The sequence below is a fragment of the Tsukamurella ocularis genome (assembly GCF_024807615.1).
In the GTDB taxonomy this organism is placed as follows: Bacteria; Actinomycetota; Actinomycetes; order Mycobacteriales; family Mycobacteriaceae; genus Tsukamurella; species Tsukamurella ocularis.
The window spans coordinates 117,803-142,133 of the sequence record NZ_JANUCJ010000005.1 but is presented as its reverse complement, the minus strand read 5'-3'; the positions used below and the strand labels follow the sequence as shown (position 1 = coordinate 142,133).

Below are 24,331 nucleotides of genomic sequence, written 5' to 3'. Positions count from 1 at the left end.
ACGACCTATGAAGCTGACACCCGCCGACGTGCGGAACGTCGCGTTCAGCAAGCCGCCGATCGGCAAGCGTGGCTACAACGAGGACGAGGTGGATCAGTTCCTCGACCTGGTCGAGACCGAGCTCGCTCGGCTGATCGACGAGAACAACGATCTGCAGCAGCGCACCGCCGAACTGGAGCGTGAGCTGGCCGAGGCTCGCGCGGGCGGCGGCGAGCAGCCGTCCGCCGACAGCACCGTCGCCTTCGCGTCGCCCACGCCGGCAGCGCCCGCCCTCGCGGAGCCTGCTCCCGCCGCCGTCGCGGCGCCGGCGACCACCGACGAGGCGCACGTGCGCGCCGCCAAGGTGTTGGGCCTCGCGCAGGAGACTGCCGACCGGCTCACCAACAACTCGCGGTCCGAAGCCGAGAAGCTCGTCTCGGATGCGCGTGCCCAGTCGGAGGCCATGGTCACCGACGCCCGGCAGAAGTCCGAGGCGATGGTGGCCGACGCGCGTCAGCGTTCGGACGCGCTGCTCGCCGACGCGCAGACCCGCTCGGAGAACCAGCTGCGCCAGGCGCAGGAGCGCTCCGATGCACTCCAGGCCGAGGCCGAGTCGAAGCACACCGAGATCATGACCACCATCAACCAGCAGCGCACTGTGCTGGAGGGGCGGATCGAGCAGCTCAAGACGTACGAGCGCGAGTACCGCACCCGCCTCAAGACGTACCTCGAGGGACAGCTCGAGGAGCTGCAGTCGCTGCGCAGCGCCGCCCCGGTCGATCACGGCCAGGGTCGCGGTGGCGACTTCAACGACCCCGGCAATGCCGCCGGCGGCAACCAGCAGTACAAGTAGCCGCTGGTACCAGCCGGTACTGGGGCGGAGTTCTCATGCTGCTAGCCGCACTGGGGGCGACGGTCATCGGGTTCATCCTGCTGATCGTCGCCCTGGTCACGTCCAATCTGTGGCTCGCGATCGCCTGCGTGGTGGTGTCCGTGATCGGCGTCGGCCTGCTGCTCGGCGACGTCCTCACCTACCGCCGCGGCGATCGGGACAAGGCGGACAGCGCCTCCGCACAGTGGAGCCCGGGCGACCGGGACGACGACGCGGACGAGCCGCCGTCCGAGCGGTCCGCGCGTGCCGTCGCCTCACCCGAGAGCGACACCGAGGCGGAGGAGCCTGTGGTCGTCGACGACGCGGCGCGTGAGGCGGGCACCGTCGGGCACGAGGAGTTCGGTCACCACGACGACGACGCGAACCCGACGACGCAGTTCGCGATGGGACCGCTCGGCGGTCCGACGGGGTGGGAGCACGAGTCGCCGACCGATACGGACGACGACGCTACGCGCGGCCTGTTCGCACCCGGGAAGTACGACCCGGACATGACCGATCAGATCCCGCAGATCCGGATCGATCAGGCATGGGGTACCGAGTGGACGCCGCCCCAGGAGCCGGAGTCGGAAGATCCCGGCAAGAAATGACGTTGCACGATTCGCTATCCTTGGCGGTAGCACTGCGTTGATCCGGCCATCACCGGGGAGCATCCGGAAGAACGGGCACACGCCTCAGTAGAACCGGACGGGCGGGCCCGTCACAGCCCGAGAGAAGAGCGGCGCAGCCCTCCCAGGAGGCGCAAGCGGGGTGGTACCGCGGTACCCGGCCGAGGGTCGGGCATCGTCCCCGTGCTGGTAAGAGACGGCACGAGGAGTCACCGTGAGCAGCATGCGCCCCTATCCGCTGGTCGACATGACCCGCGACGACGACGGCCCCGCCAGGACGGGCGCACCGTCGTTCCCCGACCTCGAGGAGCGCGTTCTCGCGTACTGGGCCGAGAACGACACCTTCCGTAGGTCCATCGCGAACCGTTCCGAGGCGGACGAGTTCGTCTTCTACGACGGTCCGCCCTTCGCCAACGGCCTGCCGCACTACGGCCACCTGCTGACCGGCTACGTCAAGGACCTCGTCCCGCGCTACCAGACGATGCGCGGCAAGAAGGTCGACCGCCGCTTCGGCTGGGACACCCACGGCCTGCCCGCCGAGCTCGAGGCGGAGCGCCAACTGGGGATCAAGGACAAGTCCGAGATCGAGACCATGGGCGTGGAGAAGTTCAACGACTACTGCCGCACATCGGTGCTGCGGTACACGGAGGAGTGGCGCCAGTACGTCACCCGCCAGGCCCGCTGGGTGGATTTCGACAACGACTACAAGACGCTCGACCTGGACTTCATGGAGTCCGTCATGTGGGCGTTCAAGACCCTCCACGAGAAGGGCCTGATCTACCAGGGCTACCGCGTGCTGCCGTACTCCTGGTACGAGCAGACGCCCCTGTCGAACCAGGAGAGCAAGCTCGACGACGCCTACAAGATGCGGCAGGACCCGGCGGTCACCGTCGGGATGCCGCTGCGCACCAAGGGCACGAAGCTCGAGGCGCTCGACGGCGTCGAGGCCCTCATCTGGACCACCACGCCCTGGACGCTGCCGTCGAACCTCGCGATCGCCGTGCACCCGGACCTGGACTACGTGCACGTGACCGGCGCGGACGGCAAGGACTACCTGCTGGCCGAGGCGCGCCTGGGCCAGTACGCCCGCGAGCTGGGGGAGTCGCCGGAGGTCAAGGGGACGTACAAGGGGCGCGAGCTCGAATTCGCCGCCTACGAGCCGCCCTTCGACTTCTTCGCCGGGCATCCCAAGGCGCACGTGACGCTGCTCGCGGACTACGTGACCACCGACTCCGGTACCGGCGTGGTGCACCTCGCGCCCGCCTTCGGTGAGGAGGACATGGATCTCGCCACCGGCAAGTACGGCATCGAGGTCGTGCAGCCGTTGGATCCCGGCGGGAAGTTCACCTCCGCCGTGCCGCCGTACGAGGGGCTGCAGGTCTTCGACGCGAACCCGGTGATCAGCAAGGACCTCAAGGCCAAGGGGCGCCTGCTGCGCCACGAGACCATCGAGCACAGCTACCCGCACTCGTGGCGCTCCGGCCAGCCGCTGATCTACATGGCCGTGCCCTCGTGGTTCGTCGAGGTCACCAAGATCATCCCGCGCATGCTGGAGCTGAACCAGGACATCACCTGGAGCCCCGCGCACATCCGCGACGGCCAGTTCGGCAAGTGGGTCGAGGGCGCGCGCGACTGGAACATCAGCCGCAACCGCTACTGGGGCGCCCCCATCCCGGTGTGGGTGTCCGACGATCCCGCGTACCCGCGCGTCGACGTCTACGGCTCGCTGGACGAGCTGGAGGGCGACTTCGGCGTGCGCCCGACCAACCTGCACCGCCCGTACATCGACGAGCTCACCCGGCCGAATCCCGATGACCCGACCGGGAAGTCGACGATGCACCGCGTTCCCGAGGTGCTGGACTGCTGGTTCGAGTCGGGCTCGATGCCCTTTGCGCAGGTGCACTACCCGTTCGAGAACCGCGACTGGTTCGACACGCACTTCCCGGGCGACTTCATCGTCGAGTACAACGGCCAGACCAAGGGCTGGTTCTACAACCTGCACGTGCTGGCGACGGCGCTGTTCGACAGCGCCGCCTTCCGCACGGTCGCGGCGCACGGCATCGTGCTCGGCCACGACGGGCTGAAGATGTCGAAGTCGAAGCGGAACTACCCGGACGTCAACGAGGTGTTCAACCGCGACGGCTCCGACGCCATGCGCTGGTTCCTCATGGCCTCGCCGATCCTGCGCGGCGGCAACCTCGTGGTCACCGAGCAGGGCATCCGCGACGGCGTGCGGCAAACGCTTCTCCCGCTGTGGAACGCGTACTCCTTCCTGCAGCTGTACGCGGAGAAGCCGGCCACCTGGCGCACCGATTCCGAGGACGTGCTGGACCGGTACATCCTCGCGAAGCTGGCGCAGACCCGCGACGCGATGACCGAGGCGCTCGACACCTGCAACATCGCCGATGCCTGCGAGGAACTGCGGCTCTTCGTCGACGCGCTGACGAACTGGTACGTGCGCCGCTCCCGCGCGCGGTTCTGGGACGGCGCGGACTCCGGCGCCTTCGACACGCTGTACACCGTGCTGGAGACTGTCTGCCGGCTCGCGGCGCCCCTGCTCCCCATGGCGACCGAGGCCATGTGGCGCGGCCTCACCGGTGGCGAGTCGGTGCACCTGACCGACTGGCCATCGGCGTCGGATCTGCCCGCGGATCCGGAGCTGGTCGCGGCGATGGACGAGGTGCGTGACGTCTGCTCCGTGGCGTCGTCGGTGCGCAAGGCGAACAAGCTGCGCGTGCGGCTGCCGCTGCACACGCTCACCGTCGCCGGGCCCGGCGCGGAGAAGCTCGCGCCCTTCGCGTCGATCATCGCCGACGAGGTGAACGTCCGCGACGTGCAGGTCTCGCCCGATGCCGATCAGTACGGCCGGGTCGAGATCGCCGTGAACGCGCGCGCCGCGGGCCCGCGCCTGGGCAAGGACGTGCAGACGGTGATCAAGGCCGTGAAGTCCGGCGACTACACCGTCTCCGACGGAGTCGTGACAGCCGCGGGCATCGCCCTGCAGGACGGCGAGTACAGCCGCAAGCTGGTCGCCGCCGCGCCCGACTCCACCGCGGAGCTGCCCGACGGTGCCGGGCTCGTCGTGCTCGACCTCACGGTCGACGCCGAGCTCGAGGCCGAGGGCTGGGCCAAGGACCGGATCCGCGAGCTGCAGGAGGCGCGACGGGCCGCTGGTCTCGACGTGAGCGACCGGATTGCCCTGGTGCTCGACGTGCCCGCCGAGCACCGGGCGGCCGCCGAGGCGCACCGGGACCTCATCGCGGGCGAGGTGCTGGCCACGTCGCTGGAGTTCGCGGCCGTGCCCGACGGGGTGGATCTGGGCGATGGTGTCCGAGGCCGACTCACCAAGTCCTGACTCCGGGGCGCCGTCGGACAGGAGCGCCCGCTGGGTGCTCCATTTCGACATGGACGCCTTCTTCGCGTCCTGCGAACAGCTGACCCGGCCCACCCTGCGCGGGCGTCCCGTGCTGGTGGGTGGGCTGGGCGGCCGCGGTGTTGTGGCAGGGTGCTCGTACGAGCCGCGCGTCTTCGGCGCGCGCTCCGCCATGCCGATGCACCAGGCGCGGCGGCTGGTCGGCGCGGGCGCGGTGGTGCTGCCGCCGCGCGGCGCCCTGTACGGCACCGTCAGCCGACGGGTCTTCGCGACCGTGCGGGAGCTCATCCCCGTCGTTGAGACTCTGTCCTTCGACGAGGCCTTCGGCGAGCCGGTCGAGCTCGCCGGGGCGTCCACCGACGAGGTAGTGGGGTTCGCCGAGGAGCTCCGCGCCCGGATCCGCGGGGCGACGGGGCTCGTCGCGTCCGTCGGGGCGGGGGCCGGGAAACAGGCCGCCAAAATCGCCTCCGGGCTCGCCAAGCCCGACGGGGTGTCCGTCATCCCGCCGGCCGCGCAGGAGTCGATGCTGTACCCGCTACCGGTGCGCAAGCTGTGGGGCATCGGCCCGGTGGCAGGGGAGCGGCTGGCGCGCTTGGGGATCGACACGATCGGGCAGTTCGCGGCGATGAGCGAGGTCGAGGTGGTGTCGGTGCTCGGCGTCTCGCTGGGGCCGGCGCTGCATCGGCTGGCTCGCGGCGAGGACGACCGGCCGGTGGCGGTGAACGGCGAGGCGAAGTCGATCAGCGCGGAGCACACCCTCGAGACCGACGTCACGACCATGAACGCCCTGCGGCGGGAAATCGATCGGAGCGCCGAGCACGCGCTGCGGCGGCTGCGCCGGGACGGACGCGGGGCGCGGACCGTCGTGCTCAAGCTCAAGCGGTCGGACATGTCCCTGCTCACCCGGTCCGCCACGCTGCCGTCCGCCACCACCGATGCCGCCGTGCTCACCGCGACTGCGCAGCGCCTCGCGCTCGATCCCATGGAGGTCGGCGGCTTGCGGCTCGTCGGGGTCGGTTTCACGGGCCTCAGCAGCGTCGAGCAGTTCACGCTGTTTGGTGAGGAGAGCGACGGGGCCGTCCCTGACGTCGCGGAGACCGACGGTGTCGCGGCCGCAGCTGGCGCCCCGGAGGCCGACGCCGAGGAGGACGGCGTGGTCATCGGGTGGCGTCCCGGCATGGACGTCCGCCACCCCGAGTTCGGGCACGGCTGGGTGCAGGGCGCCGGCCACGGCGTGCTGTCAGTGCGTTTCGAGACCCGTACCTCCGGTGCCGGCCGCATGCGCAGCTTCAAGGCCGACGATCCCGATCTCCGCGAGGCCGATCCGCTGGACTCCCTCGACTGGCCCGCCGAGCACCTGCGCACCGACGAGTACGACGACGGCTGAGTCACGCCGCACCGGGCGCCGGTGCACCTGCCTGTCTCAGTTCGACGCTCTCCGGTGACTTGTCCGCGGTCCTGGCTGGATGCACGCCGTCAGGCGGCGGCGCGCAGGTCGGCGGGCATCTGACAGTTCCACGGCTCGTCAGCGTCGTGTTCGGCAAGGAGGGTTTCGAGGATCGGCGGGCCGTGGGGGCCGTCGAGGATCGTGCTGATGTCGTCGTGAACCGTGCCGACGCGTTCGTTGTATCGGACGCGCAGTTCCTCGCTGCGCCACAGGTTCCGGAGCTCCGCGCATCGTGCGCGCCACCGTTCGAGTGCCTGCCGGTAGAGCTCGTCGGCGTGGTGCTTGTGGTTCACCCGGTGCTCATGCGATGGGTCCGCGGTGCGTCGCCAGCCGGTGCGGCCCGCGTACTCGCCGCTGCGGACGGTGATCGTGTCCCATCCGCGCGGGTTCTCCGTCAGGTCGGGGATAACCTTGCCGTGGTGAGCGTCGCAGGCGAGCGTGAGCGCGGTGACGTCGGTGGTGCCGCCGTCGGCCCATTCGGTGATGTGGTGCACCTGGCAGCGGGTGGCGGGCGCATCGCATCCTGGTGCGGTGCAGCCCTTCTCGGCGCCGTATAGCGCGATCCGCTGATCCGCGGAGGCGAGGCGCTTCTCGCGCCCGAGGAACAGCGGCCGCGAGGCCAGGTCCAGCACCAGGACGTACTTCGGATTGGTGCCCATCATCCGCAGAGCGTCGGCGACCGGGAGTCTGCCGCCGGTGGCGGTGGTCGCGATGCCGGTCTCCGTCTCGAGCTGGTCGATGCCGAGCGTGATGATCGGGACGCAGGGCACGCCGCGGTGCTTCCCGAGCCCACCCGACGCGATGGCGAGCCTCAGCGCAGTCACGAGCGCGTCGTGGTTGCGCTGCGGGGTGGTGCGCTGGTCACGCTTGGCGGCCGCCTGTACTGCGGCCTGATCCGTCAGGTCCACGGGATCGTCGGCGTCAGCAGGGTTGTTCACGCCGGGCCGGGCGAGCTTCTCGAGAATGGCGTCCAGCAGTGCCCGTCCCTCGGGGGAGAGATCGCCGTCGAGCGGCGTCATCAGATCGTCGTCCTGCTTGCCCACGGTGAGCCCGCGGGCGCGATCGACGACATCAGAATCGGGCTCCGCCCCATCGGGATCGAGATGCGCGAGCGCGCGGGCGCCGATGACGACGAGGTCCTCCGGCGTGACGTCCGCGGCGGCGGTGATGAGCACGTCCTCGAGGATCGCGGCCTGGTCGGGGCGGATCGTCTTGCGGCAGCTCGCGAAGACCCGTTCGATGGCGAGAGCGTGGCGGTCCGAGATCGCCCCGTCCTGCTGCGCCTCGGCGACGAGCGGGTACCGGGGCTCGGGGCACGCGCCGTGCCCGTGCTGGGGAGCGCGATCCCGCGCGCCATGGATCCGGTCGCGCGCCTCGCCGCCCGCGAGACGGAGCCGCTGCACCAGCAGCTCCTTCATGCCGGTGTAGCCCAGCTGTCCCGGCAGGCCCTGCTCCACGGCGACCTGAGTGAGGAGATGCTGGCTGAAGGGCACCTTTCGAACCGCCGTCTCCAGCCGCCCCAGTGAGGCGAGAACGTCCTGTGAGTCGAGCATGACGGGGTCGACCTGCGCGAGACACTCGGCCGCGTGTTCGAATGAGGTGAGCGCATCGAGATACTCCGCTGCTGTGCAGGTGGAAGTATCCATCTCGCCCCCCTTGAACACCTCTATTCTACCTCAGTGTTCGATGAGACTGCAACAATAATCGATAAAAAGTTCGATGAAAAGTGCGGTGGTCAGGGCGCGAGCATCACCGAGCGCAGCCGCTCAAGATCGGCGAGCACTGTCGCGCAGTCCCGGGCGAAGTCGGCGTCACTCGCGCCCAACCGCCGCACCGTGAACAGCACCTCCGCACCGTCCGGGTGCGCCAACACGCGCAGGGGATTGTTCACGACGGTGCCGTCGGGCAACGTCACGTCGTGATCGAGGACGCCGAACGGATTGTCCGGCGCGAACCGGACCCGCACCTCGCCCATCGGCGAATCCGTCAGCAGGTCGTCACCGTCGGCCCGTACGCCGGTCGCGAGGCCGGCGGCCCAGCGGACGAGGTTCTGCGGATCGCGGGCGAAGGCGTAGACCTCCTTCGCACGACGGGGGATCACGACGCTGATGTGGCGGGACTCCTCGGTCATTCCGCCACGCTACCGAGGGGCGACGGCGCGCGGCTAGGGTGCGAGGGCGGCGTGTGGTTCACCGCGATCGGAGACGAGTCAGGCAGGGAGAGACGATGACACCGATACTCGACGGGATCGTGGTCGCGGACTTCAGTCGTGTGCTGGCGGGCCCGCTCGCGACGGTGATGCTGGCCGATCTCGGCGCCGACGTGATCAAGCTGGAACGTCCTGGCACCGGCGACGACACCCGGGCCTGGGGACCGCCCTGGACCGAGCGCACCAGCGCCTACTTCGAGTCCGCGAACCGCTCCAAACGCAGCGTCGCGCTCGACCTCGACGCGCCCGAGGACCGCGCCGCCGCCCGCGCGCTGGCGCTCCGCGCCGACGTCCTCGTCGAGAACTTCCGCAGCGGGGTACTCGAGAAGAAGGGCTTCGGCTACGAGGAGCTCGCCGCAGCCAATCCGCGCCTGATCTACTGCTCCGTCACCGGCTTCGGCTCGGGCGAGGGCGCCGCCCTACCGGGCTACGACTTCCTCGTCCAGGCCGTCGGCGGACTGATGAGCATCACCGGCGAGCCGGACGGCGATCCGATGAAGGTGGGCGTCGCCCTCGTGGACGTCCTCACCGCCAAGGACGCCGTCGCCGGGATCCTCGCCGCCCTCTACGAGCGAGAGCGTTCGGGCCTGGGGCAGCGCGTCGAGGTGAACCTGCTTTCTTCCCTTCTCGGTTCGCTCGCCAACCAGGGGGCGAACTTCCTCGCGACGGACACGGCCCCGTCGCGGATGGGCAACACGCATCCGTCGATCGCGCCCTACGAGACTCTGCGGTGTCGGGACGGGCTGATCGCCGTGGCGTGCGGTAATGACGGACAGTTCGCCCGGCTCGCAGCCTCGGTCGGAGCCGCGGACCTGGCGGACGATCCGCGGTTCGCGACCAACCCGGATCGCGTCCGCCACCGCGCCGAGATGGTCGCGCTGCTCGAGGAGCGTCTCGCGGCGCAGGACGCGGGGGAGTGGGCTCGCAGGCTGACGGACGCCGGGGTCCCGGCCGGCACGGTCGGCGACGTCGCCTCGGGATTCGCGCTCGCCGAACGCCTGGGCCTGCGTCCGCGGGTCACCGTCGGCGACGGGGCGATGGACCAGGTGCGCAACCCGATCGGCTTCTCACGTACCCCCGTCGCCGCCTATCGTCGGCCGCCGGCGCTTGGCGAGCACACCGACGCCGTCCGCGCCGCGGTGAACTCCTCGGAAAAGCAGGGCTGACGCGCAGGCGGACCGCGGCCCGGCGCTACCGCCCGAGGTAGGCCGCGATCCACTGCGGGCCCACGCCCGCCGCTAGCAGTACGAGCAGCACGATCCGCGCCTGGCCGGGCCGCAGCCGCCGCGACAGCAGTGCCCCGGCGGCAACGAGATCGGCCGCGCCGCCGCCTCCGCCATACGCCGCGTCGACCGGGCCGGACGCGATCCGCGTGGAGACGACCACGACTACCCCGGCGTCGAGGGCTCGCCGCACCGCGTCCGCCAGAGCTACCGTCGTGTTCCCGCTCCCAGTGCCCGCCAGGATGATCCCGCGCGCGCCGGCCCCGACTGCCGCGTCGACGAGGGCACCGTCGGCCCCCGGATAGGACGCCACGACATCCACCCGGATCCCGGCGACCGGCGCGGGTTTGGTCAGGAGCCGGTGTGGCGCGGTCCCGGCCAACTCGGCCACGGGCAGGCCGCCGGCGAAGGGCTGTGGCGCGACCGTGGAGATCTTCGCGAGGCCGCGCACGGTCTGCACCTGCCCGGCGAAGGAGAGCAGCACACCGAGCCCTCGGTACGCGGGGTCGGCGGCGACGGCGATCGCCTCCGCGAGGTTCGCGGGGCCGTCGGCGGCGGGGGAATCGGCGGGGTGCTGCGCGCCGGTGAAGACGACGGGCCGCGGATCTGCATGCGTGAGGTCCACCAGCAGTGAGGTCTCCTCCATGGTGTCCGTGCCGTGCGTCACCACGACGCCCGCCACGCCCGGGTCGCCGAGGGCGTCCGCCACAGCGGCGCGGATGTCGTCCAGCTGGTCGAGGGTCAGCGCGGAGGAGTCCGCCGAGGTCACATCACGGACCGTCACGTCGATCCCGGGCACGTCCCCGGCGGTCGCGACCAGCGCAGCGCCCGCGTCGGAAGGGACGGCAGCGCCGGCGTCGTCGTGGCGGCTGGCGATGGTGCCGCCCGTGGCGAGCACGATCACTTGAGGCATGCGAGCAGCATCGCACGTCGGGCGCGGGGCGCGGTGGCGCACCGCGCCATGTTTGGCATAGTGGAGGCGGCGAAGCAGCGGCCGGACGGAGGTGAACTTCTTGATGCGCGGACCGATCCTCATGGCCCCCGTCGCGGTACTCGTGGGCCTGGCCTGCGGTGCCTGCAGCGGGGAGAGCACCGAATCGCGGTCGAGCACCCCCTCGACCGTCTCCGCCCAGGTGACAGAGGCACCGTCGAGCACCCCGGACCGGGCCCCGTCGACGCAGCAGCTCGAGGAGATGCTCAGCCGCGCGGTCGATCCGAAGGTCCCGCTTGAGGAGAAGGTGCAGCTGGTGCAGGGCGCCACCACCGCCGACGGACCGCTGTTCGACGAGCTGGTCAAGCTGCGCAGCGACAATCCCCAGGTCAGTTGGCACATCGGCAGGCCCGTGCTGGAACAGCCGGGCGTGGCGAAGGCGCAGTTCTCGGTGCTCATGGGCGGCACGAACCAGCTCGCGTACGCGTCCCTCGCGTTCGACGACGGACGGTGGAAGCTGCAGCGCTCCTACGCGTGCCAGATGATCGTCCAGGTCGGGCGCGACTCGCCCTCCTGTCGCTGATTCCTACTTCGGCCCGAACCGGTAGACGCTGCCCGTCTTCTGGGTGAGCTTCTTCGCGGGATCGTCGCCGAGCAGCGTGCGGCCGCCCTCGAGTTGCACGCCACCCTGGCCGAAGGCGCGCGCCGGGTCGATCTCGATGGTGCCGTTGCCTTCGGAGGTATAGCTCTCGATCGTCAGGGTGGAGCCGCTGCCCGGAACGCGGAAGACGGAGTCGTCGGGCGACTCGTCGACCTTCGCCTTCAACTCGGGCCGCTCGATCGTGCCGCCGAGCGTCACCTGCATGGTCTGGGTGAGGGTGCTGTCGGCGCGGATGGAGCGGGTGACCGTCCACGTCGCGCCCGGGGCGACCGGCTCGGCGGGCAGCGGGACGAGCCGCAGGAAGGTCTGCAGCAGTGCTTGCTCGAACGTGGACTGCGCCTCGGCGGAGACTCCGGGCGGCGCCGCGAGGGTGAACGAGCGCACCTCGCCGCTCGGGGCGAGCTTCACGCGGGCGGCGGAACCCGCCTCGACCTCGAGGGCCTTCGTGGTCGCCGCGTCGGTGGACCGCGGTGCGGCGACGAAGAGGTAGACGTCGAGCGGATCGGCGCAGGACGGCTGCGCGACCAGGGGCAGCGTGACGTCGCGATTGCCGCCCGACGGCGGCTCGCTGCCGACCTGGGAGACCTGCAGCGAGTTGGTGAACAGCGCGTACTCCGCCACCGCGGTGGGGCGTACCGTCAGCGCTCGGGCCGCGCCGGAACCGGGGGAGTCGAGCACCACCGCCGCCTGCGGCACGTCGACGGTGACCGCGTGCCCAGGGAGCACGGGCGGGGTCGCGGCGCAGCCGGCCGTCGCGGCCGGAGCCGCCACCGACTGCCGGGCGGGCGCCGCCGACGAGGAGGCGCCGGCGCCGTTGGAACCGCCGTCCCCACATCCCGCGAGGCCGGTGACGAGCACCACCATCGACGTCGCCACCACCGGGACCAGCCGCAACCGCTTGCCATGCACACCGCCACCGTAGTGGATGATGGAGCCATGGATTCCCCCGCAACCGCACGGCCGAGCTGGTATCGGAACCCGCGCATCCTCCTGGCGGTGGTCGCGGTCACGGTGTTCCTCATCGACCTGGCCGCGAAGACCACGGTGGTCCGGCAGATGACCTACGGCGAGCAGATCCACGTACTCGGCCCGTTCAGCCTGTACTTCGTGAAGAACCCCGGTGCCGCATTCTCGATGGCCACCGGGTACACCTGGGTGCTCACGCTGATCGCCGTGGGCGTCGTCGTCTGGATCGTGCGGATGGGCTCCAAGCTCACGTCGTTGCCCTGGGCCCTCGGCCTCGGCCTGGTGCTCGGAGGCGCGCTGGGCAACCTCGCCGACCGGATCTTCCGTGCGCCGGGCGTCTTCCGCGGGCACGTCATCGACTTCTTTTCCGTCGGCGATTGGTTCCCGGTTTTCAACACCGCCGACTCCGCGATCAGCATCGCCGCGGTGCTGCTCGTCGCGCTCACCCTGTTCGGGCGCGACCCCTACGAGGGTTTCGGTGAGAAGCACACGCGCACACCGGAGAAGTCCACGGTCGAGGAGACCCGCACTACCGGATCGGAGGCGACCGATGCGTGAATCGCGCACCATGCCCGTGCCCGACGGGCTCGACGGCCTGCGGGTCGACGCGGGCGTCGCCCGCCTGCTGGGTCTCTCGCGGACCGTCGTCTCCGAGCTGGCGGCCGAGGGCTCCGTCACGCTCGACGGGGTCGCGGTCGGCAAGTCCGACAAGCTGCACGCCGGAGCCCTGCTCGACGTGACGCTGCCCGAGCCCGCGCGACCGCTGGAGATCGTCGCCGAGCCTGTTCCGGGGATGAACATCCTCTACTCCGACGCCGACATCGTGGTCGTCGACAAGCCCGTGGGGGTCGCCGCGCACGCCTCCGTCGGCTGGACCGGCCCGACGGTGATCGGCGGCCTCGCGGCCGCCGGGTTCCGTATCTCCACCTCGGGCGCGCCCGAGCGGCAGGGCATCGTGCACCGCCTCGACGTCGGCACCTCCGGCGTCATGGCCGTCGCCGTCTCCGAGCACGCCTACACCGTGCTCAAGCGGGCGTTCAAGCAGCGCACCGTCGACAAGCGGTACCACGCGCTGGTGCAGGGCCACCCCGATCCGATGTCCGGCACCATCGACGCCCCGATCGGCCGGCACCGCAGCTCCGACTGGAAGTTCGCGGTCACCAGGGACGGTAAGCCGTCGATCACCCACTACGACACGATCGAGGCCTTCCAGGCCGCGACGCTGCTGGACGTGCACCTCGAGACGGGGCGAACGCACCAGATCCGCGTGCACTTCGCGGCCCTGCACCACCCGTGCTGCGGCGACCAGACCTACGGCTCCGACCCGGTGCTCGCCAAGAAGCTGGGCTTGGACCGGCAGTGGCTGCACGCCCGCACTCTGGGCTTCACCCATCCCACGCAGGGGGAGTACGTGGAGTTCACCTCGCCGTATCCCGACGATCTGCAGCACGCCCTGGACGTCCTGCGGGACGCGTGAGCCGGACTCTCGCCGGCTGGGCCGCGCTGCTCGCCGTCGCCCTCGGCCTGGCGTACTGGCTCGGCTCGGCGACGCCGGTGCGGGTCATTCGGTCCGACGGTGACCGGCTCGGCCCGCAGTCTGGCCAGGCCGTCGCCGAGTACCTCGGCGAGGCCCGCGTCTCGCTCGCCGCGGCGCCCGCGGGTGAGAGGCGTTGGGCGCTGATCTCCCCGACGACGGAGTGGACGCCCGACGAGGTGTGGACCTGCGCCGCCGGCCTGGATCGCGTGGGCCGCGTGCTGGTCCGGGTGCGCATCCCCGGCGTCCAGACCCCCACGGCGGCCGTGCCGCCCGGCCAGAGCATCGAGGGCGTGCGGGCTGTGAACGAGTTGGCCGCGCTGGCGATGCCGGGGCTCGTCGCCCCCGGGGCGCGGGGTGACGCGATCGCGCGCGTCACCACCTCCCGCTTGCGTGCGGGTGCTCCCGCGGTGGTCGGTGTCGTGGTGTGGGGCACGGGCGAAGCGCTCCGTGCGGTGTCCGGCCGGCCGGGGGTGCGGTCGGTCCAGGTCCTCCCACGCGACGGTGCCCGGTTCGGCGTTTCAGCGCTGCTCCCGTCGTCGACGGTGACCGCCGCCCCCGGCCCCGACGATCGTCCGGTGCCGACCCGATAGATTGCCGTCCTGTATCTGTATCGTGTTGATGTGAATCCGTTGCGGGCGCGGCAGTCGGGATGTCTGGTCTCCGTCGCTGCCGCCGCGGCCGTGCTGGCGCTGTCGGTCTACGGGCTCGCCTCGTGCGCGACCTTCGGCGATACGACGCGTGAGCTCGACGCGGCGGGAGTGCGGACGACGGTGCGGGAGTGGACCGGTGCTTCTCTCCCCGAATCACTGACCGTGATCAGCGCGTCGCGGACCGACGCCTTCATGGATCCGTCTATGGGCGCCGTGTTCGAGGCTCCGGCGGCCGGTGTCGACGAGTTCGTCGGAACGCTCGGCGAGCGGCGGCTCAAGGAGTTCGCGCCCGACTGCTCCGTCCCCGCGCGGACGCCCGTCTTCACGGAGATCCCCGGCTCGGAGTGGACATTCGACGCGAGCTCGCAGTCCTGGCTCGGCAATATGCAGGGGCAGTACGAGAGCGGCTACGACGTCATCACGACGGTCGAGAGCGGAACCCTCGAGCGGTGTCGGAACATCGTCACCGTCTTCGCCAGGCCGAAGAGTCCCTATGTCGATATGGCGATCCAGAAGAAGGGCGACGGCACGAGCCGCGTCGTGCTGGGCGTGACCTACACCTGAGCCCGGATGTGACAGCCGAGCACCGTGCCCGCAATCGACCGATTCGCCCGCGGCGAACGAAAATCAATTGTGAGTGTCCGCTCATTTCTGTAGTCTCGAATTCGTGCCTGCGGCTAACGAAAATCGAACCCGCGCGCCGCACCTGCCGCCCGACGAGCGGCGCGCGGCGCTGATCGCCGCTACCCGGGACGCGCTACTCGAGCACGGCGCCGTGCCCACGACCAGGCAGATCGCCGCCGCCGCCGGGGTCGCCGAGGGCACCATTTTCCGGGTCTTCGACTCCAAGGAGAAGCTTCTCGACGCTGTGATGGCCGAATCCTTCGACCCCGCGCCACTGCTCGTCGACATCGATGCCATCGACGCGGCGCTGCCGTTGCGCGCGCGACTCTACCGGTTCACCGAGCTCGTCCAGGCGCGGTTCCAGCGGATCTTCGGCCTCATGGATGCCCTCGGCCTGGTCGCCCCGCCCCACACGCGCGACCGGGACGCGCACCGTCGGGCCAAGGACGGCGGCCCCGCGCTCGTGTCCCGCCTGCGCGGCGTGATCGGCGATGACGCCGACCAGCTCTCCGTCCCCCCGGAGGAGGCGATTCACCTCCTGCGCCTGCTCACCTTCTCGGGCAGCCACCCGCACATCAGCGACGGGCACGTCCTGTCGCCGCAGCGCATCGTCGACGTCCTGCTCGACGGCATCTCAGCCCAGCCCACCACTGAATCCGCAGCAAGGAACAGCCTCCAGTGACCCTTCTCAGACTGATCGCCGAGCACCTACGGCCCTACCGGCCGTGGCTCCTCGCCGTGGCCGCCTTCCAACTCGTCAGCGTCGTCGCCAACCTGGTGCTGCCCAGCATCAACGCCACGATCATCGACCTCGGCGTCACGCCGGGCGACACCGGATACATCTGGCGGATGGGCGGGGTCATGATCGCGATCACGCTGGTCCAGGTGATCGCGGCCGGCGGCGCCACCTTCTTCGCGGCCCGCAGCGCGATGGCCTTCGGTCGCGACACCCGGCGCTCCCTGTTCGGCCGCGTCCGCACCTTCTCCGGCCGCGAGGTCTCCGGCTTCGGTGCCGCGTCGCTCATCACCCGGACCACCAACGACGTGCAGCAGGTGCAGCTGCTCGTGCTGATGACGCTGTCGATGATGATCCAGGCCCCGTTCATGGCGGTCGGCGGCGTCGTCATGGCGCTGCGCGAGGAGCCCGGCCTCGCCTGGCTCATGGTGGTCGCCGTGCCCGTCCTGGGCGCGGTGCTGGGCGTGGTGATCGCCAAGATGATCCCCGGCTTCCGCGTGGTGCAGACCCGGCTCGATGCGGTCAATCAGGTACTCCGCGAACAGCTCACGGGTGTCCGGGTCATCCGGGCCTTCGTCCGCGAGCCCGTCGAGCGCGAGCGTTTCGACGGTGCCAACACCGTCCTCACCGACGCCTCCGTTCGCGTGATGCGGCTGATGGCGGTCATGTTCCCGTGGGTGATGCTGGTGCTCAACCTCTCCACGGTTGCGGTCTGGTGGTTCGGGTCGCACCTGATCGCGGACGGCTCCGCCCAGATCGGCTCCGTGACCGCCTACATGCAGTACATGATGCAGATCCTCATGTCGGTGATGATGGCGACCTTCATGGTGATGATGGTGCCGCGCGCCTCCGTCGCGGCCGAGCGCATCACCGAGGTGCTCACCACCACGTCCACCGTTGGACCGCCGGAGAGTCCGAACCCGCTCCCCGCGATCACCGGCACGATCGAGCTCGACGACGTCACGATGTGCTACCCCGGCGCCGCGAAACCGGTGCTGCAGAACGTGAACCTGACGGCCCGCCCGGGGGAGACGGTCGCGATCATCGGATCCACGGGATCCGGGAAGTCCACCCTGATCAACCTGCTGGCGCGACTGTTCGACGCCACCGCTGGAGCGGTCCGCTACGACGGGGTCGACGTCAAGGACCTGCGCTCCGACGCCCTGTGGGGGCACGTCGGGTTGGTGCCGCAGCGCGGATACCTGTTCAGCGGCACCGTCGCCAGCAACCTGCGCTTCGGCAACCCGGACGCCACCGACGACGAGCTCGCGGAGGCGCTGCGCATCGCGCAGGCGGACGACTTCGTCGCCGAGATCGGAGGCCTGGACGCCTCGATCGCGCAGGGCGGCACCAACGTCTCCGGCGGGCAGCGCCAGCGGCTCGCGATCGCCCGCGCCCTCGTCGCCAAACCAGCGGTGTACCTCTTCGACGACAGCTTCTCCGCGCTCGACCTCGCGACCGACGCGAAACTGCGTGCGGCCCTGCGGCCGTACACGAGGGACGCGACGGTCTTCATCGTGGGCCAGCGCATCTCGACGATCGCGGGCGCCGACCAGATCATCGTTCTCGAGGACGGCGAGGTGGTCGGCCACGGCACCCACGCCGAACTCCTCGAGACCTGTCCCACCTACCAGGAGATCGCCGGCAGCCAGGCGACGGCGGGGAGTGCAGCATGACCGGACCGGGAGCACGGGCGTCCGCCGCCGCAACGGCGGGCTCGCCCGCACAGAAGCCGATGACCTTCTGGCCCTCGCTGAAACGACTGCTGGGCCGGCTGCGGGAGCAGCGCTCGGCGATGACTGCGGCGGTGCTGTTGTCGGTCGGCTCGGTCACCGCCGCCGTGATCGCACCGAAGGTGATCGGCAGCGCGGTCGACGCGATCTACGACGGCTTCCGCTCGCAGCTGCAGCACGGGCCGGGCATCGACTTCCACCGCGTCGGCACCATCCTCGCCTGGGTGATCGGGTTGTTCGTGGCGAGCGCACTCCTGCAGTACGCGCAGGGCTTCCTGCTCAACGGCGCGGTGCAACGGGTCATGTACTCGCTGCGGCGCGAGGTCGAGGAGAAGCTGAACCGATTGCCGCTGAGCTACTTCGACAAGCAGCCCCGCGGTGAGCTGCTGTCCCGCGTGACCAACGACATCGACAACCTGGGGCAGTCGCTGACGCAGGCGCTGAGCCAGCTCATCGTCTCGGCGTTCACGGTGGTCGGGGTGCTGATCATGATGCTCGTCGTCTCGCCGCTGCTGACCGCCGTCGCGGTCGTCGTGATCCCGCTCATCGTGATCTTCGCGGGGCAGATCATGAAGCGCAGCCAGAAGCACTTCGTCGCGCAGTGGCGCTCGACGGGCTCACTCAACGCGCAGGTCGAGGAGGCCTTCACCGGTCACGACCTGGTCACCGTCTACGGCCGCGGCGACGCGCTGCAGGAGCGCTTCGCCCAGGAGAACGACGCGCTGATGAACGCCAGCTACAAGGCGCAGTTCCTCTCCGGCCTCGTCATGCCGATCAGTATGTTCGTCGGCAACCTGCAGTACGTCGCCGTGTGCGTCGTCGGCGGGCTGCGGGTGGCCGCGGGCGGCATGAGCCTCGGCGACGTGATCGCCTTCATCCAGTACTCGCGGCAGTTCACGCAGCCCCTCACCCAGATGGCCTCGATGGTGAACATGCTGCAGTCGGGCGTCGCCTCCGCCGAACGGGTCTTCGCGATCCTCGACGCCGACGAGCAGACCGCCGAGCGCGCCGGCGCGCTGCCGGTGCCCACGCGAGGCCGCGTCGCCTTCGAGGACGTCTCCTTCGGGTACAAGCCCGACGAGCCGCTGATCGAGGGGCTGAACCTGGTCGCCGAGCCGGGGCGCACCGTCGCGATCGTGGGCCACACCGGTGCGGGCAAGACCACGTTGGTCAACCTGGTCATGCGGTTCTACGAGCTCAGCGGCGGCCGGATCACTATCGACGGGGTCGACATCGCCGAGGTCGAGCGTGCGGACCTGCGCCGGCGGATGGGGATGGTGCTGCAGGACACGTGGCTCTTCGAGGGCACGATCCGGGAGAACATCCGGTACGGCCGCCTCGACGCGACCGATGAGGAGGTCTACGCCGCCGCGCGCGCGACCTTCGTCGACCGCTTCGCGCACTCGCTGCCCGACGGCTACGACACCGTGCTCGACGACGAGTCCGGCAGCGTCTCCGCAGGCGAGCGCCAGCTGATCACCATCGCGCGGGCCTTCCTCGCAGAGCCGGCCATCCTCATCCTCGACGAGGCGACCAGCTCGGTGGACACCCGCACCGAGGTCCTGCTGCAGCGGGCGATGCACGCGCTGCGGGCGGACCGGACCAGCTTCGTCATCGCGCACCGTCTGTCGACCATCCGCGACGCCGACGTCATCGTCGTCATGGACCACGGCCGGATCGTCGAGCAGGGCTCGCACGACGAGCTGCTCGCGGCCGGCGGCCACTACGCCGGCCTCTACCGCGCCCAGTTCGAGGGCGTTGAGATCTGACGCGTGAGTCCGCGAACGGCTCGTCACCGGGGCGACGGTCCTCGGCCGGGTTACGCTGGTCTTCGACGGAACGGACGATATGGGGCAGAAGCGGCGGACATGAGTGATGAACTCGCACCCGGGACGGTGATCGGCGGTTATCGGATCGAGCGGCGCCTCGGATCCGGTGGTATGGGGTCCGTCTACCTCGCCAAGCACCCGGAGCTGCCCCGATACGACGCGCTCAAGGTGCTGGGCGCCGGCTACTCGGGTGACGAGGCCTTCCGCAAGCGCTTCCTGCGCGAGGCGGAGCTCGCCGCGCGCCTCGACCACCCGAACGTGGTCACCATCTACAACCGCGGCACCGAGGGCTCCAGGCTGTGGATCGCGATGCAGTACGTCGAGGGCGACGATTGCTCGGTGCTGCTCAAGCGCAGCCCGGGCGGGCTGGCACCCGCCGTCGCCGTGGAGATCGTCGGCCAGATCGGACGGGGACTGGATCGCGCGCACCGCGCAGGCCTGCTCCACCGCGATATCAAGCCGGCCAACATCCTGGTGGCCGCCGTCGACGACGAGGACGACGGCGACGAGCGGCGCGCCCTGCTCACCGACTTCGGGGTGGCGAAGGGAGGCGAGGACACCTCGCAGCTCACGGCCGTCGGCACTGTCCTCGCGACGCTCGCCTACGCGTCACCGGAGCAGCTGTGCGGGGAGGAGCTCGACCCGCGGTCGGACCAGTACTCGCTGGCCGCGACGTTCTTCCACCTGGTCACCGGCAAGGTGCCGTACACGGGGGCGAGCACCGACGCGGTGATCGACGCGCACTTCAATGCGCCGCCGCCGCGGATCTCGCAGATCCGCCAGGGTGTGCCGCCCGCGGTCGACGCCGTGGTCGCGCGCGGCCTCGCCAAGACCCCGGCGGAGCGGTTCGCCACATGCAAGGAGTTCGCGACCGCGCTCAAGTCCGCGTTGACGGCCCCGGTCGGCCGCCCGGCGCCTCGTCCGGTGCCCCGCCCCGCGCCGCCCGGATACGTGCCCGGTCCCGGGCATCCGTCCGGACCGCAGGCACCCGCGACCGCGGGACGCCCATCCCTGCCCGTGCAGCGCACCGTCGCCCCGGGGATCCGGGGACAGGCGAACCGGCCGAGCTACCCGACGGCGCGGCCCGCGCAGCCCGTCGCCCCGCAGTCCGCCGCGCAGCAGCCGCTGTACGGGGCGAGCGTGGGCGCGCAGTCCGGCGCGATGCAGCGCCCGCCGGCGCCGCGCGCGCAGCCCGAGAAGCCCTCGGCTCCGGGCGGGATGTCGCCTGCCGTGCTGGTGCTGGTGGGGGTGGCGGTGGCCGCGTTGCTGGTGTTGATCCTGGTCATCGCCTTCGGCTGACGATCCGCGCGACGTGTCGGTGGAGGGGCCTACACTGCCTAATGACAGCGATGAGATTCTTCACCGGAGGTGAGTAGCCCATGACGTCCGCCGCCGGCTCGTTCGTCCATCTGCACAACCACACCGAGTACTCGATGCTCGACGGTGCGGCCAAGGTCGACCCGTTGTTCGCGGAGGCGAAGCGGCTGGGCATGACGGCGGTGGGCATGTCCGACCACGGCAACATGTTCGGCGCGTCGGACTTCTACAACACCGCGGTGAAGTACGAGATCAAGCCGATCATCGGTATCGAGGCGTACATCGCACCGGAGTCGCGGTTCAACACCAAGCGAGTGAAGTGGGGCGATCCGTCGCAGAAGAGCGACGACGTCTCCGGCTCTGGCGCGTACACCCACATGACGATGGTGGCGGAGAACGCCACGGGGCTGCGGAACCTGTTCAAGCTCAGCTCGTTGGCCTCGCTCGAGGGGCAGCTCGGCAAGTGGTCCCGCATGGACGCCGAGATCATCGCCGAGCACGCCGAGGGCATCATCGCCACCACGGGCTGCCCGTCGGGCGAGGTGCAGACGCGGCTTCGATTGGGACACGAGCAGGAGGCCCTTGAGGCCGCGGCGAAGTGGCAGGAGATCTTCGGCAAGGAGAACTTCTACCTGGAGCTGATGGATCACGGCATCGACATCGAACGCCGCGTCCGTGAGGGCCTGCTCGACATCGGCCGCAAGCTCGGGATCAAGCCGCTCGCCACCAACGACTGCCATTACGTCACCAAGGATAAGGCTGAGTCGCACGGCGCGCTGCTGTGCATCCAGACCGGTAAGACCCTGTCCGATCCCACCCGGTTCCAGTTCGACGGCGACGGCTACTACCTCAAGTCGGCGCAGGAGATGCGCGACCTGTGGGATTCGCAGGTGCCCGGCGCCTGCGACTCGACCGTCGAGATCGGCGAGCGCGTCCAGTCCTACAAGGAGGTCTGGGAGCACAAGGACCGGATGCCGCGGTTCCCCGTCCCGGAGAACCACACCCAGGAGTCCTTCCTCGAATCCGAGGTCATGGACGGCCTGAACCGTCGCTTCCCCGACGGTCCGCCCGCGGACTACGTCGAGCGCGCGAAGTACGAGCTGTCGGTGATCAACGAGATGGGCTTCCCGGCGTACTTCCTCGTGGTCGGTGACCTCATCGCGCACGCGCACGAGGTCGGCATCCGCGTCGGCCCGGGCCGTGGTTCCGCGGCCGGCTCGCTGGTCGCGTGGGCGCTGGGCATCACCAACATCGACCCCATCCCGCACGGCCTGCTGTTCGAGCGGTTCCTCAACCCCGAGCGCGTCTCGATGCCCGATATCGATATCGACTTCGATGATCGTCGCCGCGGCGAGATGATCACCTACGCCTCGGAGAAGTGGGGTTCGGACAAGGTGGCCCAGGTCATCACGTTCGGCACCATCAAGACCAAGGCCGCCATCAAGGACTCGGCCCGCGTCATCTACGGCCAGCCCGGATACTCGATCGCGGACAGGATCACCAAGGCTCTTCCGCCGCCCATCATGGCCAAGGACATCTCGGTCAAGGGCATCACGGACCCCTCGCACGAGCGGTACAAGGAGGCCGTCGAGGTCCGGCAGCTCATCGAGACGGACCCGGACGTCAAGAAGATCTACGACATGGCGCTCGGACTCGAGGGCCTGATCCGCAACGCGGGCGTGCACGCCTGCGCGGTGATCATGTCCTGTGATCCGCTCACCGACGCGATCCCGGTGTGGAAGCGCGCACAGGACGGCGCCATCATCACCGGCTGGGACTACCCGTCGTGCGAGGCCATCGGCCTGCTGAAGATGGACTTCCTGGGGCTGCGCAACCTCACCGTGATCGGTGACGCCCTGGAGAACATCAAGGCCAACCGCGGCATCGAGCTCGACATGGACGAGCTGCCGCTCGACGACGAGACCACGTACCAGCTGCTGCAGAAGGGCAATACGCTCGGCGTCTTCCAGCTCGACGGTGGCCCGATGCGGGATCTGCTGCGCCGCATGCAGCCCACCAAGTTCGAGGACATCGTGGCCGTCGGCGCGCTGTACCGCCCCGGTCCGATGGGCATGAACGCGCACAACGACTACGCGGACCGGAAGAACGGGCGGCAGGACGTCAAGCCGATCCATCCGGAGCTGGAGGAGCCGCTCAAGGAGATCCTCTCGGACACGTTCGGTCTGATCGTGTACCAGGAGCAGATCATGCACATCGCGCAGAAGGTCGCCGGGTACAGCCTGGGCCAGGCCGACATCCTGCGCCGAGCGATGGGTAAGAAGAAGAAGTCGGTGCTGGACGAGGCCTACGGCGGCTTCCAGCAGGGCATGCTCGACAACGGTTTCTCGCAGGCCGCGATCACCGCGCTCTGGGACACCGTGCTGCCCTTCGCCGGGTACGCGTTCAACAAGTCGCATGCCGCCGCCTACGGCCTGGTCTCGTACTGGACCGCGTACCTCAAGGCGAACTACCCGGCCGAGTACATGGCCGGGCTGCTCACGTCCGTGGGTGATGACAAGGACAAGGCCGCGATCTACCTCGGCGACTGTCGCCGCCTCGGCGTCACAGTGCTCCCACCCGACGTCAACGAGTCGCACTTGCAGTTCACCTCGGTCGGCGAGGACATCCGGTTCGGTCTCGGCTCGGTGCGCAACGTCGGTGAGGGCGTCGTCGCGTCCATCGTGCGCAGCCGCGGTGAGAAGGGGAACTTCACTTCCTTCTCGGATTACCTCGCCAAGATCGAGGTCGCTGCCTGCTCCAAGAAGGTCACGGAATCCCTCATCAAGGCGGGCGGTTTCGACTCCCTGGACCATCCGCGCAAGGGCCTGTTCCTGGTGCACAGCGATGCCATCGAATCGGTGTTGTCCACCAAGAAGGCCGAGGCGGTAGGCCAGTTCGATCTCTTCGGATCCATGGGTGAGGAGGAGGGCGCCGCCGGCCCTATCGACGACGTCTTCACCATCAAGGTGCCCGAGGAGGAGTGGGACGGTAAGCACAAGCTCGCCCTCGAACGCGAGATGCTCGGCCTGTACGTCTCCGCGCACCCGCTCGACGGGGTAGAGCACGTGATCGCCGCGCAGACCGACACCCCGATTCCCGCGATCGTCGAGGGCGATGTCAAGGACGGCACTCAGGTCACCGTCGGCGGCATCCTGCAGTCGGTGAACCGGCGTGTGAACAAGAACGGCGCCCCGTTCGCGTCAGCGCAGCTCGAGGACCTCTCCGGCGGTATCGAGGTGTTCTTCTTTCCGCAGGCCTACGCCGCTTTCGGTGCCGAGGTGGTCGAGGACGCGGTGGTGCTCATCAAGGCCCGCGTGAACTTCCGCGATGACAAGGTCACGCTGATCGCGAATGACATCGCGCCCATCGACCTCTCTCAGATCGGGGTCGCGAAGCCGCTGTCGCTCACGATGCAGACGCGGGTGTGCACGCAGGACAAGGTCTCCGCGCTCAAGCAGGTGCTGCAGCGTCACCCGGGGGTCTCGGACGTGCACGTCAAGCTCGTCAGCGGCGACAAAGCCACCACGCTGCGGCTCGATGACACCCTCCGGGTGAACCAGTCGTCGTCGCTGATGGGCGACCTGAAGGCGCTACTGGGCCCCAACTGCCTCACGTGAAG

Annotated in this window: 19 protein-coding genes; 15 read left to right on the top strand and 4 right to left on the bottom strand. The window is 69.7% G+C overall.

Going from position 1 to position 24,331, the window contains the following annotated elements:
* Nucleotides 1–7: 7 nt before the first annotated feature.
* The 4 genes from wag31 (at nucleotide 8) to HNP44_RS19445 (ending at nucleotide 6,236) form a co-directional block, all read left to right on the top strand.
* On the top strand, nucleotides 8–832 hold the full coding sequence (gene wag31 / locus HNP44_RS19460) for a DivIVA-like cell division protein Wag31 (RefSeq protein ID WP_259144432.1): 825 nt from the start codon (nucleotides 8–10) through the stop codon (nucleotides 830–832).
* Between the two features lie 35 nt (nucleotides 833–867).
* Nucleotides 868–1,458: a hypothetical protein gene (locus HNP44_RS19455; RefSeq protein WP_259144433.1), complete on the top strand. Its 591-nt coding sequence runs from the start codon at nucleotides 868–870 to the stop codon at nucleotides 1,456–1,458.
* A gap of 241 nt (nucleotides 1,459–1,699) precedes the next feature.
* The gene (ileS, locus tag HNP44_RS19450) at nucleotides 1,700–4,831 is read left to right on the top strand and encodes an isoleucine--tRNA ligase (RefSeq protein WP_259144597.1); all 3,132 of its coding nucleotides are present in this window, start codon (nucleotides 1,700–1,702) and stop codon (nucleotides 4,829–4,831) included.
* Entirely contained in the window at nucleotides 4,800–6,236 is a 1,437-nt protein-coding gene (locus HNP44_RS19445) for a DNA polymerase IV (protein WP_259256928.1), read from the top strand. Before ileS ends, HNP44_RS19445 begins: the two co-directional genes overlap by 32 nt.
* Before the next feature lie 89 nt (nucleotides 6,237–6,325).
* Here the strand turns inward: HNP44_RS19445 and HNP44_RS19440 are convergent, their stop codons facing one another.
* Entirely contained in the window at nucleotides 6,326–7,942 is a 1,617-nt protein-coding gene (locus tag HNP44_RS19440) for an HNH endonuclease signature motif containing protein (protein WP_259144435.1), read from the bottom strand.
* Nucleotides 7,943–8,031: 89 nt separating this feature from the next.
* A complete protein-coding gene (locus HNP44_RS19435) occupies nucleotides 8,032–8,427 on the bottom strand; it encodes an SRPBCC family protein (protein ID WP_259144436.1) in 396 nt (131 codons plus the stop codon).
* Between the two features lie 95 nt (nucleotides 8,428–8,522).
* Here HNP44_RS19435 and HNP44_RS19430 point away from each other — a divergent pair, with 95 nt between their 5' ends.
* On the top strand, nucleotides 8,523–9,671 hold the full coding sequence (locus HNP44_RS19430) for a CaiB/BaiF CoA transferase family protein (protein WP_259144437.1): 1,149 nt from the start codon (nucleotides 8,523–8,525) through the stop codon (nucleotides 9,669–9,671).
* Nucleotides 9,672–9,696: 25 nt separating this feature from the next.
* On the opposite strand, the gene HNP44_RS19425 is transcribed toward HNP44_RS19430, so the two are convergent.
* The gene (locus HNP44_RS19425; RefSeq protein WP_259144438.1) at nucleotides 9,697–10,641 is read right to left on the bottom strand and encodes an asparaginase; all 945 of its coding nucleotides are present in this window, start codon (nucleotides 10,639–10,641) and stop codon (nucleotides 9,697–9,699) included.
* Nucleotides 10,642–10,744: 103 nt separating this feature from the next.
* Here HNP44_RS19425 and HNP44_RS19420 point away from each other — a divergent pair, with 103 nt between their 5' ends.
* Nucleotides 10,745–11,242 carry a hypothetical protein gene (locus HNP44_RS19420; protein ID WP_259144439.1) on the top strand — a complete coding sequence of 166 codons (498 nt, stop codon included), beginning with the start codon at nucleotides 10,745–10,747 and terminating at the stop codon, nucleotides 11,240–11,242.
* Between the two features lie 3 nt (nucleotides 11,243–11,245).
* Here HNP44_RS19420 and HNP44_RS19415 read toward each other — a convergent pair whose 3' ends face one another.
* Nucleotides 11,246–12,229 (bottom strand): hypothetical protein, encoded by a 984-nt coding sequence (locus HNP44_RS19415; protein WP_259144440.1) that lies wholly within the window; start codon nucleotides 12,227–12,229, stop codon nucleotides 11,246–11,248.
* A 27-nt stretch (nucleotides 12,230–12,256) separates the two neighbouring features.
* Between HNP44_RS19415 and lspA the strand changes: the two genes are divergently transcribed.
* The 9 genes from lspA (at nucleotide 12,257) to dnaE (ending at nucleotide 24,329) form a co-directional block, all read left to right on the top strand.
* Nucleotides 12,257–12,844, top strand: a complete 588-nt coding sequence (gene lspA, locus HNP44_RS19410; protein WP_259144441.1) for a signal peptidase II — start codon at nucleotides 12,257–12,259, stop codon at nucleotides 12,842–12,844.
* A complete protein-coding gene (locus HNP44_RS19405) occupies nucleotides 12,837–13,763 on the top strand; it encodes an RluA family pseudouridine synthase (protein WP_259144442.1) in 927 nt (308 codons plus the stop codon). Before lspA ends, HNP44_RS19405 begins: the two co-directional genes overlap by 8 nt.
* Nucleotides 13,760–14,413, top strand: coding sequence for a hypothetical protein (locus tag HNP44_RS19400; protein WP_259144443.1), 654 nt, complete (start codon nucleotides 13,760–13,762; stop codon nucleotides 14,411–14,413). Before HNP44_RS19405 ends, HNP44_RS19400 begins: the two co-directional genes overlap by 4 nt.
* Nucleotides 14,414–14,443: 30 nt before the next feature.
* Nucleotides 14,444–15,037 (top strand): hypothetical protein, encoded by a 594-nt coding sequence (locus HNP44_RS19395; RefSeq protein WP_259144444.1) that lies wholly within the window; start codon nucleotides 14,444–14,446, stop codon nucleotides 15,035–15,037.
* Between the two features lie 103 nt (nucleotides 15,038–15,140).
* On the top strand, nucleotides 15,141–15,779 hold the full coding sequence (locus HNP44_RS19390) for a TetR/AcrR family transcriptional regulator (RefSeq protein WP_259144445.1): 639 nt from the start codon (nucleotides 15,141–15,143) through the stop codon (nucleotides 15,777–15,779).
* The gene (locus HNP44_RS19385; RefSeq protein WP_259144446.1) at nucleotides 15,776–17,509 is read left to right on the top strand and encodes an ABC transporter ATP-binding protein; all 1,734 of its coding nucleotides are present in this window, start codon (nucleotides 15,776–15,778) and stop codon (nucleotides 17,507–17,509) included. Before HNP44_RS19390 ends, HNP44_RS19385 begins: the two co-directional genes overlap by 4 nt.
* Nucleotides 17,506–19,335: an ABC transporter ATP-binding protein gene (locus HNP44_RS19380; protein WP_259144447.1), complete on the top strand. Its 1,830-nt coding sequence runs from the start codon at nucleotides 17,506–17,508 to the stop codon at nucleotides 19,333–19,335. The genes HNP44_RS19385 and HNP44_RS19380 overlap by 4 nt, the downstream gene beginning before the upstream one ends.
* A gap of 99 nt (nucleotides 19,336–19,434) precedes the next feature.
* Nucleotides 19,435–20,694, top strand: coding sequence for a serine/threonine-protein kinase (locus HNP44_RS19375; protein WP_259144448.1), 1,260 nt, complete (start codon nucleotides 19,435–19,437; stop codon nucleotides 20,692–20,694).
* Nucleotides 20,695–20,774: 80 nt separating this feature from the next.
* Nucleotides 20,775–24,329: a DNA polymerase III subunit alpha gene (dnaE, locus tag HNP44_RS19370; RefSeq protein ID WP_259144449.1), complete on the top strand. Its 3,555-nt coding sequence runs from the start codon at nucleotides 20,775–20,777 to the stop codon at nucleotides 24,327–24,329.
* Nucleotides 24,330–24,331: the final 2 nt, after the last annotated feature.

Excerpts from the sequence above, each read along its gene's own strand:
- HNP44_RS19430 (WP_259144437.1), top strand. The coding sequence starts at position 8,523 with ATGACACCGATACTCGACGGGATCGTGGTCGCGGACTTCAGTCGTGTG.
- HNP44_RS19440 (WP_259144435.1), bottom strand. The coding sequence starts at position 7,942 with ATGGATACTTCCACCTGCACAGCAGCGGAGTATCTCGATGCGCTCACC.
- HNP44_RS19445 (WP_259256928.1), top strand. The coding sequence starts at position 4,800 with ATGGTGTCCGAGGCCGACTCACCAAGTCCTGACTCCGGGGCGCCGTCG.
- lspA (WP_259144441.1), top strand. The coding sequence starts at position 12,257 with ATGGATTCCCCCGCAACCGCACGGCCGAGCTGGTATCGGAACCCGCGC.
- HNP44_RS19380 (WP_259144447.1), top strand. The coding sequence starts at position 17,506 with ATGACCGGACCGGGAGCACGGGCGTCCGCCGCCGCAACGGCGGGCTCG.
- ileS (WP_259144597.1), top strand. The coding sequence starts at position 1,700 with ATGCGCCCCTATCCGCTGGTCGACATGACCCGCGACGACGACGGCCCC.
- HNP44_RS19375 (WP_259144448.1), top strand. The coding sequence starts at position 19,435 with ATGAGTGATGAACTCGCACCCGGGACGGTGATCGGCGGTTATCGGATC.
- HNP44_RS19405 (WP_259144442.1), top strand. The coding sequence starts at position 12,837 with ATGCGTGAATCGCGCACCATGCCCGTGCCCGACGGGCTCGACGGCCTG.
- wag31 (WP_259144432.1), top strand. The coding sequence starts at position 8 with ATGAAGCTGACACCCGCCGACGTGCGGAACGTCGCGTTCAGCAAGCCG.
- HNP44_RS19435 (WP_259144436.1), bottom strand. The coding sequence starts at position 8,427 with ATGACCGAGGAGTCCCGCCACATCAGCGTCGTGATCCCCCGTCGTGCG.
- HNP44_RS19455 (WP_259144433.1), top strand. The coding sequence starts at position 868 with ATGCTGCTAGCCGCACTGGGGGCGACGGTCATCGGGTTCATCCTGCTG.
- dnaE (WP_259144449.1), top strand. The coding sequence starts at position 20,775 with ATGACGTCCGCCGCCGGCTCGTTCGTCCATCTGCACAACCACACCGAG.
- HNP44_RS19420 (WP_259144439.1), top strand. The coding sequence starts at position 10,745 with ATGCGCGGACCGATCCTCATGGCCCCCGTCGCGGTACTCGTGGGCCTG.
- HNP44_RS19425 (WP_259144438.1), bottom strand. The coding sequence starts at position 10,641 with ATGCCTCAAGTGATCGTGCTCGCCACGGGCGGCACCATCGCCAGCCGC.